General features: G+C 70.9%; 10 protein-coding genes. 8 read left to right on the top strand and 2 right to left on the bottom strand.

Going from position 1 to position 14,898, the window contains the following annotated elements:
* Positions 1 to 42 precede the first annotated feature (42 nt).
* Positions 43 to 519: a MarR family winged helix-turn-helix transcriptional regulator gene (locus ACIP98_RS19030; RefSeq protein WP_319659308.1), complete on the top strand. Its 477-nt coding sequence runs from the start codon at positions 43 to 45 to the stop codon at positions 517 to 519.
* 50 nt (positions 520 to 569) lie between these two features.
* On the opposite strand, the gene ACIP98_RS19025 is transcribed toward ACIP98_RS19030, so the two are convergent.
* A complete protein-coding gene (locus ACIP98_RS19025) occupies positions 570 to 1,850 on the bottom strand; it encodes an MFS transporter (RefSeq protein WP_319659309.1) in 1,281 nt (426 codons plus the stop codon).
* 269 nt (positions 1,851 to 2,119) lie between these two features.
* Between ACIP98_RS19025 and ACIP98_RS19020 the strand changes: the two genes are divergently transcribed.
* From ACIP98_RS19020 to ACIP98_RS18995, 6 genes are all read left to right on the top strand, one after another.
* A complete protein-coding gene (locus ACIP98_RS19020) occupies positions 2,120 to 3,124 on the top strand; it encodes a LacI family DNA-binding transcriptional regulator (RefSeq protein WP_319659310.1) in 1,005 nt (334 codons plus the stop codon).
* Between the two features lie 278 nt (positions 3,125 to 3,402).
* Positions 3,403 to 4,749 carry an extracellular solute-binding protein gene (locus tag ACIP98_RS19015; protein ID WP_319659311.1) on the top strand — a complete coding sequence of 449 codons (1,347 nt, stop codon included), beginning with the start codon at positions 3,403 to 3,405 and terminating at the stop codon, positions 4,747 to 4,749.
* A gap of 7 nt (positions 4,750 to 4,756) precedes the next feature.
* Positions 4,757 to 5,704: a sugar ABC transporter permease gene (locus tag ACIP98_RS19010; protein WP_319659312.1), complete on the top strand. Its 948-nt coding sequence runs from the start codon at positions 4,757 to 4,759 to the stop codon at positions 5,702 to 5,704.
* Entirely contained in the window at positions 5,701 to 6,558 is an 858-nt protein-coding gene (locus ACIP98_RS19005) for a carbohydrate ABC transporter permease (protein ID WP_319659313.1), read from the top strand. Before ACIP98_RS19010 ends, ACIP98_RS19005 begins: the two co-directional genes overlap by 4 nt.
* A 130-nt stretch (positions 6,559 to 6,688) precedes the next feature.
* Positions 6,689 to 9,427 carry an alpha-mannosidase gene (locus tag ACIP98_RS19000; protein ID WP_401976943.1) on the top strand — a complete coding sequence of 913 codons (2,739 nt, stop codon included), beginning with the start codon at positions 6,689 to 6,691 and terminating at the stop codon, positions 9,425 to 9,427.
* A gap of 115 nt (positions 9,428 to 9,542) precedes the next feature.
* Entirely contained in the window at positions 9,543 to 12,575 is a 3,033-nt protein-coding gene (locus ACIP98_RS18995; RefSeq protein ID WP_401976941.1) for a glycoside hydrolase family 2 TIM barrel-domain containing protein, read from the top strand.
* 154 nt (positions 12,576 to 12,729) lie between these two features.
* On the opposite strand, the gene ACIP98_RS18990 is transcribed toward ACIP98_RS18995, so the two are convergent.
* Positions 12,730 to 13,335 carry a hypothetical protein gene (locus tag ACIP98_RS18990; RefSeq protein ID WP_401976939.1) on the bottom strand — a complete coding sequence of 202 codons (606 nt, stop codon included), beginning with the start codon at positions 13,333 to 13,335 and terminating at the stop codon, positions 12,730 to 12,732.
* 243 nt (positions 13,336 to 13,578) lie between these two features.
* Here ACIP98_RS18990 and ACIP98_RS18985 point away from each other — a divergent pair, with 243 nt between their 5' ends.
* Complete coding sequence (locus tag ACIP98_RS18985) at positions 13,579 to 14,898, top strand: M14 family zinc carboxypeptidase (protein WP_401976938.1); 1,320 nt, start codon at positions 13,579 to 13,581, stop codon at positions 14,896 to 14,898.

Raw genomic sequence — 14,898 nt, 5'->3', positions numbered from 1 at the left:
CAAGCATAGAGGCGTCCTTTGCCGGTCAAGTAAAATGGCGTTATGTCACAGGTCACACCGCCACCGGCGTCGCCCCCTCGAGGGCAGCAACCGCTCACCCCGGACGAAGAAGCCCTCGTACGGTCCCTCGCCCGGGTCATCTACGCCCTGCCGCGCGCCCTGGACACGGACCTGGTCCGCGAGCAGCGGATGCCGCTGATCGAGTACCTGACCTTGATGCACCTGTCCGAGGCTCCCGGCCGGCAGCTGCGGATGAGCGATCTCGCCGGCGTCTGCGAGCTGTCGCTCAGCGGCATGACACGCGTCGTGCAGCGGCTGGAGAAGCAGGGGATCGTGCAGCGGATCAGGTCCGAGCAGGACGCCCGCGGCTGGAACGCGGTCCTCACCGACTCCGGCTTCACGCGCCTGACCGAGGCCTGGCCGACCAACCTGGCCTCCGTGCGCCGGCACTTCCTCGACCACCTGGACGGACTCGACATCAAGGTGCTCGCCGCGGCCCTGGAGAACGTCGCGACCTGAGCGGGAGGGGTGCGCCCCACGGCCGCACCCCTCCCGCCCCGGCCCCGGCCTCAGCCGGCCGCGCCCGCGGCCTCGGCGGCGGCGCCCGGTCCGGTCCGTGCGATCGACCCCGCCCGCGGCGCCTGCCGGACGGCCCGGTTGGCCGTGGTGAGGACGGCCAGGGCGAGCAGCCAGGCCCCGCAGAGCCAGACCAGGGGCTTGGCCCCCACCGCGGCGATCAGCACGCCGCCCGCGAGCGTGCCGAGCGACAGGGCCCCCGTGGTCAGCGTCGCGACCGCACTGGTCGTCCGGCCCCGCAACCCATCGGGAGTGATGGCCAGCTGATGGGCCGTCATGGCCACGGTGTACACCGGGGCCACCAGCGACTCGGCGGCCGCGACCACCGCCAGCAGCATCGGGTGGGGGGCCAGCGCGTACAGCGGGAACATCAGCGCCTCCAGCCACAGCATCACGATGGCGATCCGGCCGAGCGGGAATCGCCGCGTCACCCGGTCCGCCACCAGCGCCCCCGCCATCGCGCCGACGGCCGCGCCGCCGAAGACGACGCCGATCCACACCGGCGACGAGCCCAACTGCTGGGCCAGGGTGATGATCAGCAGGTATCCGGCGCCGTAACGCACCTTGTCGGCGGCCGACACCAAGGTGAGGAACCGGATGACAGGCCGGCGCCAGAGCCAGCCGAGCCCCTCCCGGATCTCCGAGGTGAGCCGGGCCGCCGGCCGCGTGTCCTGCCGGTCCGCCTGGAAGCGGACGCGCATCAGACGCAGCGACGCGGCGGACACCGCGAAGGACACCGCGTTGACGGCGAACGGCACGGTCCGTCCGGCGGCGTAGAGCGCACCGGCGAGCGGTGCCCCGAAGACGCCGACCGCGCCGACCGCGGACTGCTGCAGGCCCAGGGCGGTGGACAACTGCCGGGGATCGACCACGTTGGGCAGCGCCGCGGTGCTCGCGACCTGGAAGAGCGTGCTCAGGACACCGGTCAGCAGGGCCGTGGCGTACAGCTGGGGCATCGCCAGCCGGTCCAGCCACAGCGCGACGGCGACGCCGGCCGTGAGCACGGTCCGGCCGAGTTCGCACACGATCATCGTGCGCCTGCGGTCCCACCGGTCGGCGAGGGCGCCCGCGACCAGCCCGAACGCGAGGAAGGAGAGGGTGCCGAGGCCGAGGACGAAGCCGGCCTGGGCCGCCGACCCGGTGAGGGCCAGCACGATCAGCGGCAGTGCCATGAAGTGGGCCTGGTCGCCGACGGCGGATATCAGCTGGCCGCTCAGCAGCAGGGAGAAGTCCCGGTTCCGAAGCAGGCCGGGACCACGAAGGGTGTTGATCATCACTACGCTCCGTAACAGCTCTAGGACACAAGGGTGGCGTCGAAGCTGGTGTCCGAGCTAGGAGACACGGGGCGGCATGACCATGCGCGCGACCGTACCGAAGGCCCGAGCACGGGCGCAACGGAATTCACCGCGCGTGGCGAACGCGGGCCCCAAGCGCCCTGAGACCCAGGTCACGCCCCCGAGCGCGGATCGCCTCGCCGCGCGCGGGACAGGCATACTCGGGCCCTGCGGGAGCATCGGCACCCGCTGTCAGCGGGAGGTGCGCGATGGTGTCGTCGTCGGGGACGGAGCCGCGGAGGGTCACGATCCATGACGTCGCCCGGTCCGCCGGGGTGTCGCGGCAGACCGTGTCGCGGGCACTGAACGACAAGGACGAGATCGAGGGTTCCACCAAGCAGCGTGTGCTCGACGCCGCCCGCGAGCTCGGCTACCGGCCGAGCCGGTTCGCCCGGGGGCTGGTGCGGCAGGACACCACGACCATCGGCCTGGTGATCCCGGACCTGCTCAACCCGTTCTTCACCGAGGTCGCCGCCGCGGCGCTGGAGGCGGCGCGCGCCCGGGGCTGGCACGTCGTGGTCTACGACACGGCCGACCGCCCCGAGGAGGAACTCGGCACACTGCAGGTGATCGGGTCGCAGGTGGACGCGGTGGTCGGCTACTTCAGCTGCGCCGAGGACACCCTGGAGCGGTTCACCCGCGGCGTCCCGGTGGTGCTGATCGGCCGTGAGCACCACACGGCGCGGTTCAGCTCGATCCGGATCGACGGCGAGCGGGGCGTCCACGCCGCGGTCGCGCACCTGGTCGCCAAGGGGCACGCACGGATCGGCATGCTCGACCACGGCGGCCGGGCCGAGCCGAGCATCCGCCGTGACTGGTTCACCGCGGCCGCGGCGGCGTACGGGGTCGACGCCGGCACGGTGGTCGGCGCCGACCAGTCGGCCGACGGCGGCGGAGCGGCGCTCAGGACCCTGCTGGCGGCCCACCCGGACGTCACCGCGGTCTTCACCTTCAACGACATCATCGCGATCGGCGCCCTGCGCGAGGCACGCCGGCTGGGCAGGAGCGTGCCGGGCGAGTTCGCGGTGATCGGCTTCGACGGGCTTCAGCTCGGCGCGCTCGTCGAGCCTCCGCTCTCGAGTGTCGCGCTCGACACACGCAGACTCGGGGCGCTCGCCATCGACCAGGCCGCACGGTTGCTGACCGGCGCCGAACCGCTCGACGCGGACGCCCTGGTGGTCCGGGCCGAACTGCGGCTGGGCGGGTCCGCGTAACCTCCAGGACACATGTGTGACCGAATGTCTTGACACTCGACCGCGCCGGAGCGCACACTCTCGAACAATTCAGAACGTTCCCGTGAGCGTTCACGTGAACGCTCACGGGAGCGCTCACGAGAATCGAATGCTTGACTTGCTGATTTCCGCCACGGCGCCCGGCAGTTGCACCGCCGGCACCGTCGCGACCTGTCCCTTCCAGCCAGAAGGCATCCCGCCTGAGGTGTCAACGTCGACCCGCCTAGCGTCGTCGCTAGTCGTTCTCTGGTAAGGAAATAATGAGCACCACAGTCACGCGCATCCGCCTCGCGGCCATCGCCGCCGTCGCCGCGACCGCCAGCGTCGCCGTACTCGCCGGGTGTTCTTCGTCGCCCGACACCAAGGCCGATGCGGCCGCGGGCTCCTGTGAGCCGGCGAAGGGCAAGGTCACCCTCCAGTACTGGAACACCGTTCCGGGCATGGACCAGGTCGTCGCCCTCTGGAACAAGAAGAACCCGGACATCCAGGTTCAGATGAAGAACATCTCCAACGACCAGTACGGCACGATCGGCAACGCCCTCAAGGCGGGCAAGGCGCCGGAGCTGGCCCAGGTCGGCTACGACGAACTGCCCTTCCTGCGCACCCAGAACGCCTTCGTGGACGTCTCGGCCTGCAAGGACGCCACGGCCGCGAAGTCGAAGTTCGTGCCGTGGACCTGGTCGCAGACCAGTTTCGGTGACACCGGCGTGTTCGCCTTCCCGCAGGACACCGGTCCGATGGCCCTCTACGTGCGCAGCGACATCTTCAAGCAGCACAACATCGCGATACCTAAGACCTGGGACGAGTACGCCGCGGACGCCGAGAAGCTGCACAAGGCGGACCCCGACCTCAGCATGACGTTCTTCGACCCGAACAACGCCGAGTGGTTCAACGGGCTGCTCTGGCAGAACAACGCCGAGATGTACTCGTACGCCGGCGACAAGTGGCACGTCACCGTCGCGTCCGACCAGAGCAAGCAGGTCGCCGACTACTGGCAGAAGCTGATCGACGACAAGGCCGTCCGCACCGACCTCGCGCACGGTTCGACGCAGATGTACGCCGCGTACCAGAAGAACCAGATCGCCACCTACGTGGGCGCCGCCTGGGGCTACAGCATGTTCCGCGACAACCTGCCCAAGCAGTCAGGCAAGTGGTCGATCGTCCCGATGCCGACCTGGGGCTCGAACCCCGCGTCCGGCGACTGGGGCGGCTCCACCGTCGCGTTCATGAAGGGCAACACGCACCTGTACGAGTCGGTCAAGTTCAACGACTGGCTGAACACCGACCCCGAGGCGCTCGCGCTGGAGAACAAGCTCGGCGGCCTGTACCCGGCGGCCACCGCCGGCGCGCAGCTGCCCGCGCTCTCGGAGGGTGTGCCGTACTACAACAACGAGAAGATCTTCGACGTCTTCGCCGAGTCGTCCAAGAACATCGACACCAAGTTCTCCTGGGGTCCGACCCAGAAGACGGTGAACCTGGCGCTCCAGGACACGCTGGCCAAGGCGGCGGCCGGTGACGGCAAGCTCACCGACGCGCTCGACGCCGCCCAGGCGGCCGCGCTGAAGTCGATGAAGGATCAGGCGATCCCGGCTGTCGCGGGCAAGTGACCGCGGCATGACTGATATCGCGACCCGCGCGACGCGCGTGGTGGCGGCCGGAGGGGGCCGTCGTCGTCTCAACGGCGGCGGCCCCCGCGCGGGCACCATCATCGCCTTCCTCACCCCGTTCTTCCTCCCGTTCGTGCTGTTCTACCTGGTGCCGGTCGGCTACGCGGTCTGGCAGAGCTTCCTGGTCGTCCGCCGCACCGGGGGCCAGTACGGCACGTCGTACACGACCTTCGGCGGCTTCGAGCAGTACGTGCAGGTCTTCCAGAACACGGAGTTCTGGAACAGCATCGGGCGCATCGGGCTCTTCGGCGTCGTGCAGGTGCCGGTCATGCTCTTCGTCGCCCTGATCATGGCTCTGCTGCTCGACACCCCACTGCTGAAGCTCAAGTCGTTCTTCCGCATCACGGCGTTCATGCCGTACGCGGTGCCCGGCGTCATCGCCGCGATCATGTGGTCGTACCTGTACTCCCCACAGCTCAGCCCGCTCGTGGACGCGCTGAAGGGCATCGGCCTGCAGCCCGACTTCCTCGGCCCGGGCGCGGTGCTGTGGTCGGCGGCGAACGTCTCCACCTGGCTGTGGACCGGCTACAACATGCTGATCATGTACTCGGCACTGCAGTCGATCCCGCAGGAGCTCTACGAGGCCGCCAAGCTCGACGGCGCGAGCAACTGGGCGATCGCGTGGAAGATCAAGGTCCCGATCATCGCCCCGTCGATCATCCTGACCACGGTCTTCTCCATCATCGGCACCCTGCAGCTCTACGCGGAGCCGGCCGTGCTGCGTCAGATCTCGTCCAACATCTCCAGCACGTACACGCCGAACATGCTCGCCTACGCGGTGGCCTCCGGGAACAACTACCAGCAGGCTGCGGCGATCTCCGTGGTCATCGCCGTCATCACCTTCGTGTTGAGCTTCGGGTTCATGCGACTCACCTCGAAGAAGGCGGGACTGTGAGCAACCAGACCCTGATCCGCGAGAGCCGCGTCAGCCGCACGGCCGTCATGGCGTTGATGTTCCTCCTGGCGATCTACTTCCTGCTGCCGATCTACTTCCTGATCGTCGCGGCGACCAAACCGCAGGGCGACCTCGCCTCCACCAACGGACTGGCGTTCTCGCACTTCGACCTGTTCAGCAACCTGGGCACCCTGTTCAGCCGCAGCGACGGCATCTTCGGCCGGTGGGCCCTGAACAGCGTCATCTACGCGGTGCTGGGCGCGGCCGTCGGCACCCTGATCTCCGCACTGTGCGGCTACGCGCTCGCCAAGTTCAGGTTCAGAGGCCGCGAGTTCCTGTTCTCCGTCATTCTGGGCGGCGTCCTCGTTCCCACCACGGCGCTCGCGCTCCCGCTGTTCCTGCTCTTCTCGGCGACCGGGATCGTGAACACCTACCTCGCGGTGTTCCTGCCCAGCATCGTGAGCCCGTTCGGCGTCTACCTGGCCCGTATCTTCACCGCCGCCGCCGTCCCCGAGGAGATCCTCGAGTCGGCGCGCCTGGACGGCGCGGGAGAGTTCCGCACGTTCTTCTCGGTGGCGATCAAGCTGATGGCGCCGTCGCTGGTGACCATCTTCCTGTTCCAGTTCGTGGCCATCTGGAACAACTTCTTCCTGCCCATGGTGATGCTGCAGAAGGAGTCGCTCTTCCCGATCACCCTCGGCCTCTACGAGTGGAACGGTCAGACCGCCCGCGCCCCTCTGCTGCAGGAATCCGTGATCACCGGCTCACTGGTCTCGATCGTGCCCGTGATCATCGTGTTCATCCTGCTCCAGCGGTTCTGGCGCACCGGGCTCGCCTCCGGCTCGCTGAAGTAATTCGCGGCGCAGCTCCGGGGAATCGCCCGGTGTTCCTGCCGTTCCCGCTGTTCCCGCTGTTCCCGCTGTTCCCGCTGTTCCCGCTGTTCCTGCTGTTCCTGCCACCCCGCAACAGAAGGTCCCCCGCGCTATGCAGAACTCCGCCGACTCTGCCGTTTTTGTACCCCATTTCCACTGGGACCGGGAATGGTATGAGCCCTTCCAGGTGTTCCGGCACCGGCTGGTCGCCGCTCTCGACACCGTGCTGGAGACGGCCGAATCGAACCCGGACTTCCGGTTCACCGTCGACGGGCAGATGGCCGCGATCGAGGACTACCTGGAGATGCGGCCGGAGAACCGCGACCGGGTCAAGGCCCTGGTCGCCGACGGCCGGCTCGCCATCGGGCCGTGGCTGATCCTGCTCGACGAGTTCCTCTGCTCCGGCGAGACCATCGTGCGCAACCTGCAGATGGGCTGGGCGGCGGCGGCCGAGCTCGGCGGCTCCATGCCGATCGGCTACCTGCCGGACATGTTCGGCCACGTCGCGCAGATGCCGCAGATCCTGGCGCGCGCGGGAATCGAGCACGCGGCGCTGTGGCGCGGTGTCCCCGGCTCCGTCGACGGCCACGCCTTCCGCTGGCGCGCGCCCGACGGCTCCGAGGTGCGCACCGAGTTCCTGTTCGACGGCTACGACAACGGCCTGGACGTCCTGCTGGTGCCCAACCAGATCAGGCGCGCGCTCGGCGAGTACGCGGAGATGACTGCCGGGCGCTGGGGCAACGACCCGGTGCTCGCGATGGCCGGCACCGACCACAACGCCCCCGACCCGCAGTTGGCGGCCTGGCTGCGGCGCGCCTCCAGCGACGAGCGCGCGATCACCATCGCGACGCTCGACGAGTACATCCGCGAGCACGTGCGCGACGAGGTCTCCGCCGTCGTCACCGGTGAGCTGCGCAGCCACGTGCGGGGCAACATCCTGCCGGGCGTGCTCTCCGTACGGCTCGCGCTCAAGCAGCGGATGGCCGTCGCCGAGCGCACCGTCGACCACGCCGAGCGGGTGAACGCCCTGTGGTCCGGGCGGGACGACTCGCCGTTCCTCACGCTCGCCTGGCACAAGATCATCGAGTCCTCCGCGCACGACTCGGTCGTCGGCTCCGGCACCGACGAGACCTCCGACCAGGTCGAGGCGCGTCTGGCCGAGGCCGCACAGGCCGCGCGCGCGGTACGGGACGCGGCCCTGGCCGAGCCCGCCGCCCTGGTGCCGAGCGACGGCTACCTGGTGGCCAACCCGCTGCCGTTCCCGCGCACCGCCCTCGCCGAGGTGGATGTCGTGGCCCCGCCCGAGGGCACCCATCTGGTCGCGACCGCCGCCGACGGCTCGGCGCACCCCGTGCAGCTGATCTCCCAAGCTCCGACGGTGCTCAGCGACGAGCGCATGGACGCCTCGCAGCTCGAGCGGGTGCTGCGCCGCATCCACCGCCGCGAGCTCTTCGGCCGGCTGATCGACCACTACGAACTCACCCCGGGTTCGCTGGTCTTCCACCTCGCCGAGGTCCCGGCCAGCGGGCCGTTCGACCTGCTGATCCTGCGCCGGGAGGTCGCCGCCGCGGCCGCCGCGCACCCCGGTGAGTGGCGGGTGCTCACTCTGGAGGAGGCCCGCGCGACGGCACTCGTGCCCGTGCGGGTGCCCGCCTCCGGGCTGGCCGGTTTCCGTGTCGCGCCGAGCGAGCGCACCGCGCCGCGGTCGACGGCGTACGCCCCCGCGACCGCCACGGACCGCACCCTGTCGAACGGCCTGGTCGAGGTGGCGGTCGCCGCCGACGGCACCCTGGACGTGACCGGGGCCGACGGCACCGTGCTGCACGGGGTCGGGCGCCTCGTCGACGGCGGTGACCGCGGCGACAGCTACAACTACGCTCCCCCGGCCCAGGACGTGCTCGTCTCCGAGCCGGCGGACGTCACCGCCGAACTCCTCGAGGACGGCCCGCTGCGTTCGAGGGTCCGCGTCACCCGCGTCTACGAGTGGCCCGCCGAGCTCTCCTCGGAGCGCGACATCCGCAGCGCGCGGACCGTTCCGACCCCGGTCGAGACGCTGGTGGAGGTGCGCGCGGGCGAGCCGTTCGTGCGCGTCTCGACGTCCTTCCTGAACCAGTCCGCCGACCACCGCCTGCGCTTCCACGTTCCGCTGCCGCAGCCGGCCACCACCTCCGCCTCCGCCGGGCAGTTCGCCGTCACCGAGCGCGGGCTCACTTCCGAGGGCGGTTGGGGCGAGTATCCGATCCCGACCTTCCCCGCGACCGAGTTCGTGTCGGCCGGGGCCGCCACCGTCCTGCTCGACCACTCCAGCGAGTACGAACTCGTCGGTGACGGCTCCGAACTCGCCATCACCCTGCTGCGCGCGATCGGCTCGATCAGCGTCAACATCCACCCGCTGCGCGACGAGCCCGCGGCGAGCGAGATCCCGGTACCGGGCGCGCAGGACCTCGGTGTGCGCATCGAGAACCGCTTCGCCGTCGTGCCCTCGGCGACCGGCTGGCGGGGCGCCCACGCGGTGGCGCTCGCCGAGGAGTTCCGCAACGACGTGCTGGTCGCCCGGGGCACCGCGCCCGCCGGGGGCCAGCTGCCCCCCGACGCCACCGGACTGCGGGTCGAGGGGACGGACGTCCTCGTCTCCGGCATCCGCCGTGTCACCGGCGACGAGCGCGGTGCCGGCACCGAGGTGCGCCTGGTGGCCATGAGCGACACGGCGGCGACCGCGCGCGTGACCGGCACCTTCACCGAAGCCACCACGGTCGACCTGCTCGGCCGGCCGCTGTCCACGACGCGGGCCGAGGGCGAGCTCGAACTCCCCCTCGGCCCCTGGGAGATCCGGACGGTCGTGGTCCGGTAGCGGCCTCCTCCGCACCACGCCGGGTGACCGGGGCCACCGGGCCCCTGTCACCCGGGGTCGGCGCACCCCCTCCGGCGTCCGGATCGTTCTGTGAGCAAGAAAGAGTTGTGACCTCGTGCCCTCCCCCATTTCCGCGTACGTCACGGACACCGCGCCAGGGCGTGGAACGCTGCGCCCGGCGCGCTCGTGGCTGCACTCCGACGCCCCCTCTCTGTCGCTGAACGGGACGTGGCGTTTCCACCTGTCGCCGACGGTGCCCGCGGCGGAGGACTTCGCGGCCGAAGGCTTCGACGACGGCGGCTGGGACAGCATCCCCGTGCCCTCCCACTGGGTGCTCCAGGGCGACGGAGCCCACGGCCGGCCCATCTACACCAACGTGCAGTACCCCTTCCCGATCGACCCGCCCCACGTCCCCGACGAGAACCCCACCGGCGACTACCGCCGCCACTTCGAGGTCCCCGCCGACTGGTCACGGGCCGAGCGCGTCGTCCTGCGCTTCGACGGTGTCGAATCGCTCTTCAAGGTGTGGGTGAACGGCCGGGAGATCGGCGGCGCGAGCGGCAGCCGGCTGGCCCACGAGTTCGACGTGACCTCGTCCGTGCGCCCTGGCGACAACGTCATCGCCGTGCGCGTGCACCAGTGGTCGGCCGCCAGCTACGTCGAGGACCAGGACCAGTGGTGGCTGCCGGGCATCTTCCGTGACGTCACCGTCCTCGCCCGCCCGGCCGGAGGCATCGAGGACGTGTGGCTGCGCACCGGGTTCGACGGTGGACGTGGCCGGGTCGAGACCGAGATCACCGCCGAGGCGGCGGCGTTCCCGGTCACCCTGCGCGTCCCCGAACTCGGCGTCGAGAAGGTCTGGGCCTCGGCGGCCGACGTGGCACCGTTCGGCATCGACGACGTGGAGCCCTGGTCGGCCGAGCAGCCGCGCCTGTACGACGTGACCGTGTCGACGGCCGCGGAGACCATCGCCCTGCGCGTGGGCTTCCGCACCGTCGAGATCCGCGGCGACCGGTTCCTGGTCAACGGCCGCCGCGTCGTCTTCCACGGGATGAACCGCCACGAGACGCACCCCGAGCGCGGCCGCGTCTTCGACGAGGCGCACGCCCGCGAGGACCTGGCCCGCATGAAGCGGTTCAACGTGAACGCGATCCGCACCAGCCACTACCCGCCGCACCCGCGGCTGCTCGACCTCGCCGACGAACTCGGCTTCTGGGTCGTCCTCGAATGCGACCTGGAGACGCACGGCTTCGACAAACTCGGCTGGGTGGGCAACCCCAGTGACGACCCGGCGTGGCGTGCGGCCTACCTCGACCGCATCGAGCGCACCGTCGAACGGGACAAGAACCACCCCAGCGTCGTCATGTGGTCGCTGGGCAACGAAGCGGGGACCGGCTCCAACCTCGCCGCGATGTCCGCGTGGGTCCACGCCCGCGACCCCGAGCGGCCGGTGCACTACGAGGGCGACCACGCCGGCGAGTACACCGACGTCTACTCGCGCATGTACGCCACGGTGCCCGAGACCGAGCAGATCGGCACCGACGGTTCGCAGGCTCCGCTGCTCAACTGCACCCCCGCGCAGGGAGCCCGGCAGCGCACCAAGCCGTTCCTGCTCTGCGAGTACGCGCACGCGATGGGCAACGGCCCCGGAGCGCTCGACCAGTACGAGGAGCTGGTGCACCGGCACCCGCGGCTGCACGGCGGCTTCGTCTGGGAGTGGCGTGACCACGGCGTCCTGACGAAGACCCCGGACGGTACGCCCTACTACGCGTACGGCGGCGACTTCGGCGAGGTCGTGCACGACGGCAACTTCGTCATGGACGGCATGCTGCTCAGCGACGACGTCCCGACACCCGGCCTGCACGAGTACAAGGCCGTCGTGCAGCCGGTCCGCTTCACCTTCGGCGGGCTCGACGGGCTCGGTGGGCTCGGTGGGCTCCAGGGCATCGACCCGCTCGACAACGACCACGTCGCGATCACCAACCTGCGGCACTCGGCCGACACTTCCGACCTGCGCTTCCGCTGGCGCGTCGAGCACGACGGGACGCTCGTGGACTCCGGGGAGCTGGACGTGCCGGTCGTCGCGGCGGGCGAGTCGGCGCGTGTGCCGCTGCCGGCGATCGCGGTGGCGCGGGACGCGGAGACCTGGCTCACGATCGACGCGGAACTGGCGGCCAAGACCGACTGGGCGCCCGAGGGGCATGTCATCGCGACCGCCCAGCTGGACCGTTCGGCACCGCGTCCCGCGCCCGCCGTTCGGCCGCGAGCCGACTGGCGGCCGGGCGACGGAACCCTGACGCTCGGTGTCGCGGAGTTCGAGGGCGGGTCCCTCGTACGCCTCGCGGGCCGCGACGTGGTGGGCCCGCGGCTGGAGCTGTTCCGTGCTCCCACCGACAACGACGAGGGCACGTCCGGGGAGAACGAGGAGAGCGACAGCACTGTCGCCGGCATCTCCCACGCCGAGCTGTGGCGTCGTGACGGCCTGGACCGGCTGACCTCGCGGCTGGTGTCCGTGGAGCACGCCGACGGGGCGCTGCGCACCGTCGCCACGGTCTCGGCGGCGGACTCCGCGCTGTCGGTGACGGTGGAGACCGTCTGGACGCTCGAGGGCGGAGAGCTCGATCTGCGTGTGGAGATCGAGCCCTCACGCGGCTGGTCGACGGTGTGGCCGCGGATCGGGATCCGTCTCGACCTGCCCGACGGCACGGCTCCCGTCGACGGCGCCGAGTGGTTCGGCCTCGGTCCGCTGGAGTCCTACCCCGACAGCATGCGCGCGGCACGCACCGGGCGTTTCTCCGCCACCGTTCGCGACCTGTCCGTCGACTACGCGCGGCCGCAGGAGACGGGGCACCGTTCCCAGGTGCGGGAGCTGACGCTGTCGAGCGGCGGCACCGGGGTCCTGCGCATCACGGCGGTCCCGGACGCGCGCGGTCGCCGGCCCGGCTTCACGCTCAGCCGCCACACCCCGCAGCAGGTCGCACGGGCCGCGCACCCCTTCGAGCTGCCGGATTCGACGACCAGTCACCTGTTCGTCGACGCGGCACAGAACGGCCTGGGTTCACGGGCCTGCGGGCCCGACGTATGGCCCGAGTTCGCGCTCCGGCCCGAATCCCGCACGATCAGGCTGCGCATCGCGGCAGGTGCGTGACCGAGCCTGAGCGACGAGGGGCGCCCGCGCGGAACGGGCGCCCCTCGTCGTTCCACGACCGGCAACCGTGCGGAGCGGGGATGCGCCGGGTCGCACCGGCCACCGTCCACGAGTGCGGCGGCCCGGACTCAAGGTCGTCGCCCACGGGTCGCGGTCACGCCCGGCGCGAGGCTTTATGGCTGTTCGGTTGCCGGAGCAGTTTGGTGATTTCCTCGACATTGACGAGGTTCTGCGCGCGATCCACGGGCGCGCCATGAAATCGCGGACGACTTCGTACTTCGACCGTCGACAAAGGACCGGCCGAACGGACTGTGACTCTTATCACCTGCGCGTAGCCCTCTCCATCATGGGCCTTGCGCACTGCCGAGACCCGCCCCGAACCGGGGTACTCCGCGAGGAAGCGCACACCTTCGAGCCCTGCGAGGACCTTGTGTACGGCCCCGGCCGCGTAGGCGCTGCCGCCCCGCACCGACACGGTCCGCACCTGGCGCGGTGAGACGTTCGCGGGCGTCACCTCGTAACCGAGATCACGCACCCGCCGGACCTGGACGAAGAATCCGGCGCCCACATGGAGCGACAGGAACCCGGCGAAGACGATGCCGAAGGCCAAGCCCGCCGCCATCAGGTTCCCCCCAGGGGACCGCCCCGGGGAGCCCTCGGTCACGGCGGTGAAGCAGACGATGAGCGCCGTGATGAGCAGGGCGTGCACGGCGGCGTACACCGTCGAGTGGAGCAGAACGAAACGTACGGCCTTCTTCACGACTCTCTTTTGTGCTGCGCTAGGAGTGAGAGGGCACGGCCGGTGGCCGCGCCCCCACGGCGGAGCCCACCACCGACCGGATCGACCGAGCCTACGGCGACAGCGGACCGGGCCGCGAATCCCAGGACCGCGCTCTCGGTTTCATGCGCGGCGGAAAGCACCCGCTCCCTATTCTTCTCGTAACAGGAATGTCGCCCCGGCCGACGATCGACCCCGAATTTCCACCGGAGGAGGAGGCGTCGCATGAGAGCGCTTCCGGGACCGGAGGGGATCGACCTCGCCCCGTGGGCCGCGCGGCACGCGTTCCCGTCGCCGGGGGACGTCGATGACGAACTCGCCCGTATCGCCGCCACCCACCCCCGTTGCCGTCTGGAGCGGCTCGGCCTGTCGCGCGGCGGCCGCCCCGTGACGATGCTGACCGTCCCCGGCGGCCCCCGGCACGTGGTGGTCGTCGGCGGTCCGCATCCCAACGAACCCGCCGGCCACCTGACGGTCCTCGCCCTCGCCCGCCTCCTGACCCGCGGCGACAACCTGACCAGCGGCATCGGCTGCACCTGGCACCTGGTGGGCTGCATCGACCCGGACGGTGCCGCCCTCAACCCGTGGACCGGGATGCCGTTGGACCTGACCGCCTACCACCGGCACTTCTACCGGCCGCCGCTGGCGGCCCAGCCGGAGTGGACGTTCCCCGCGCCCGGTTTCTCCCGCCCGCTGCCGGAGACCACGATCCTGCACGAACTCCTGACCGCGGTACGCCCCGAGGTCTACGTCGACCTGCACAACGCGGACTTCGGCGGCGCGTTCTTCGTGGTGAACCGCCCGCACCCCGCCCTCTCCGGGGCGCTGCGCGACGCCGCCGCCCGGCACCGGATCCCACTGGGCCACGAGGGGATCGACACCATCGGCTGGGCCAAGGACGGGCCCGCCGTCCATGTCATGCCGCCGGTCGGCGAACTCGTCATCACCCCGCCCGGCGCCGACGGGCCCTCGCACGGCGCGAGCAGTCTGCACCACCTCCCGCCGGGTGCGATCGGTGTCATGCCCGAAGTACCGCTGTGGCCGGCCCGCACGCTGCCCGCCCCGTCCACCGCCCCGGGCACCCCCGGCTACCCGGAGCTGATGCGGCGGACCGCCGCCTTGCTGCACGAGCGCTGCCACCTCCTTGAGGAGCTCCTGGACCGCGCGCTCCCCCATCTGCCCGGCGACGCCGCGGTGTTCACCGACGCCGCCGCCGACACCCTGAAGGCCGCCGCCTCATGCGCGGAACTGTGGCGCACCATGGCCGCGGGGCCGGTCACCCGCGACCAGTACGCGGCCGCGGCCGACGGCGCGGCATGCCTCCCCCTGCGCGCCGCCGGCATGCTGCTGCGCGCCACCGCGACGGTGCCCGTGCCCCTGAACTCCCGCCCGGCCTTCACGGGGGCCGAACGCACCGTGCCGGCCGAGGCGTTCGAGAGCTGGGACAAGGACCTGCGGGCCACCGCCCCCGCCCCGTACCCCCTGCACGCTGTCGTCGGCCTGCAGACCGCCACCGCCCTCACCGCGGCCGCGATCGGCCCCTGA

Source organism: Streptomyces sp. NPDC088354 (genome assembly GCF_044753585.1).
Lineage (GTDB): Bacteria > Actinomycetota > Actinomycetes > Streptomycetales > Streptomycetaceae > Actinacidiphila.
This window is presented reverse-complemented; position numbering and strand designations above follow the sequence as displayed.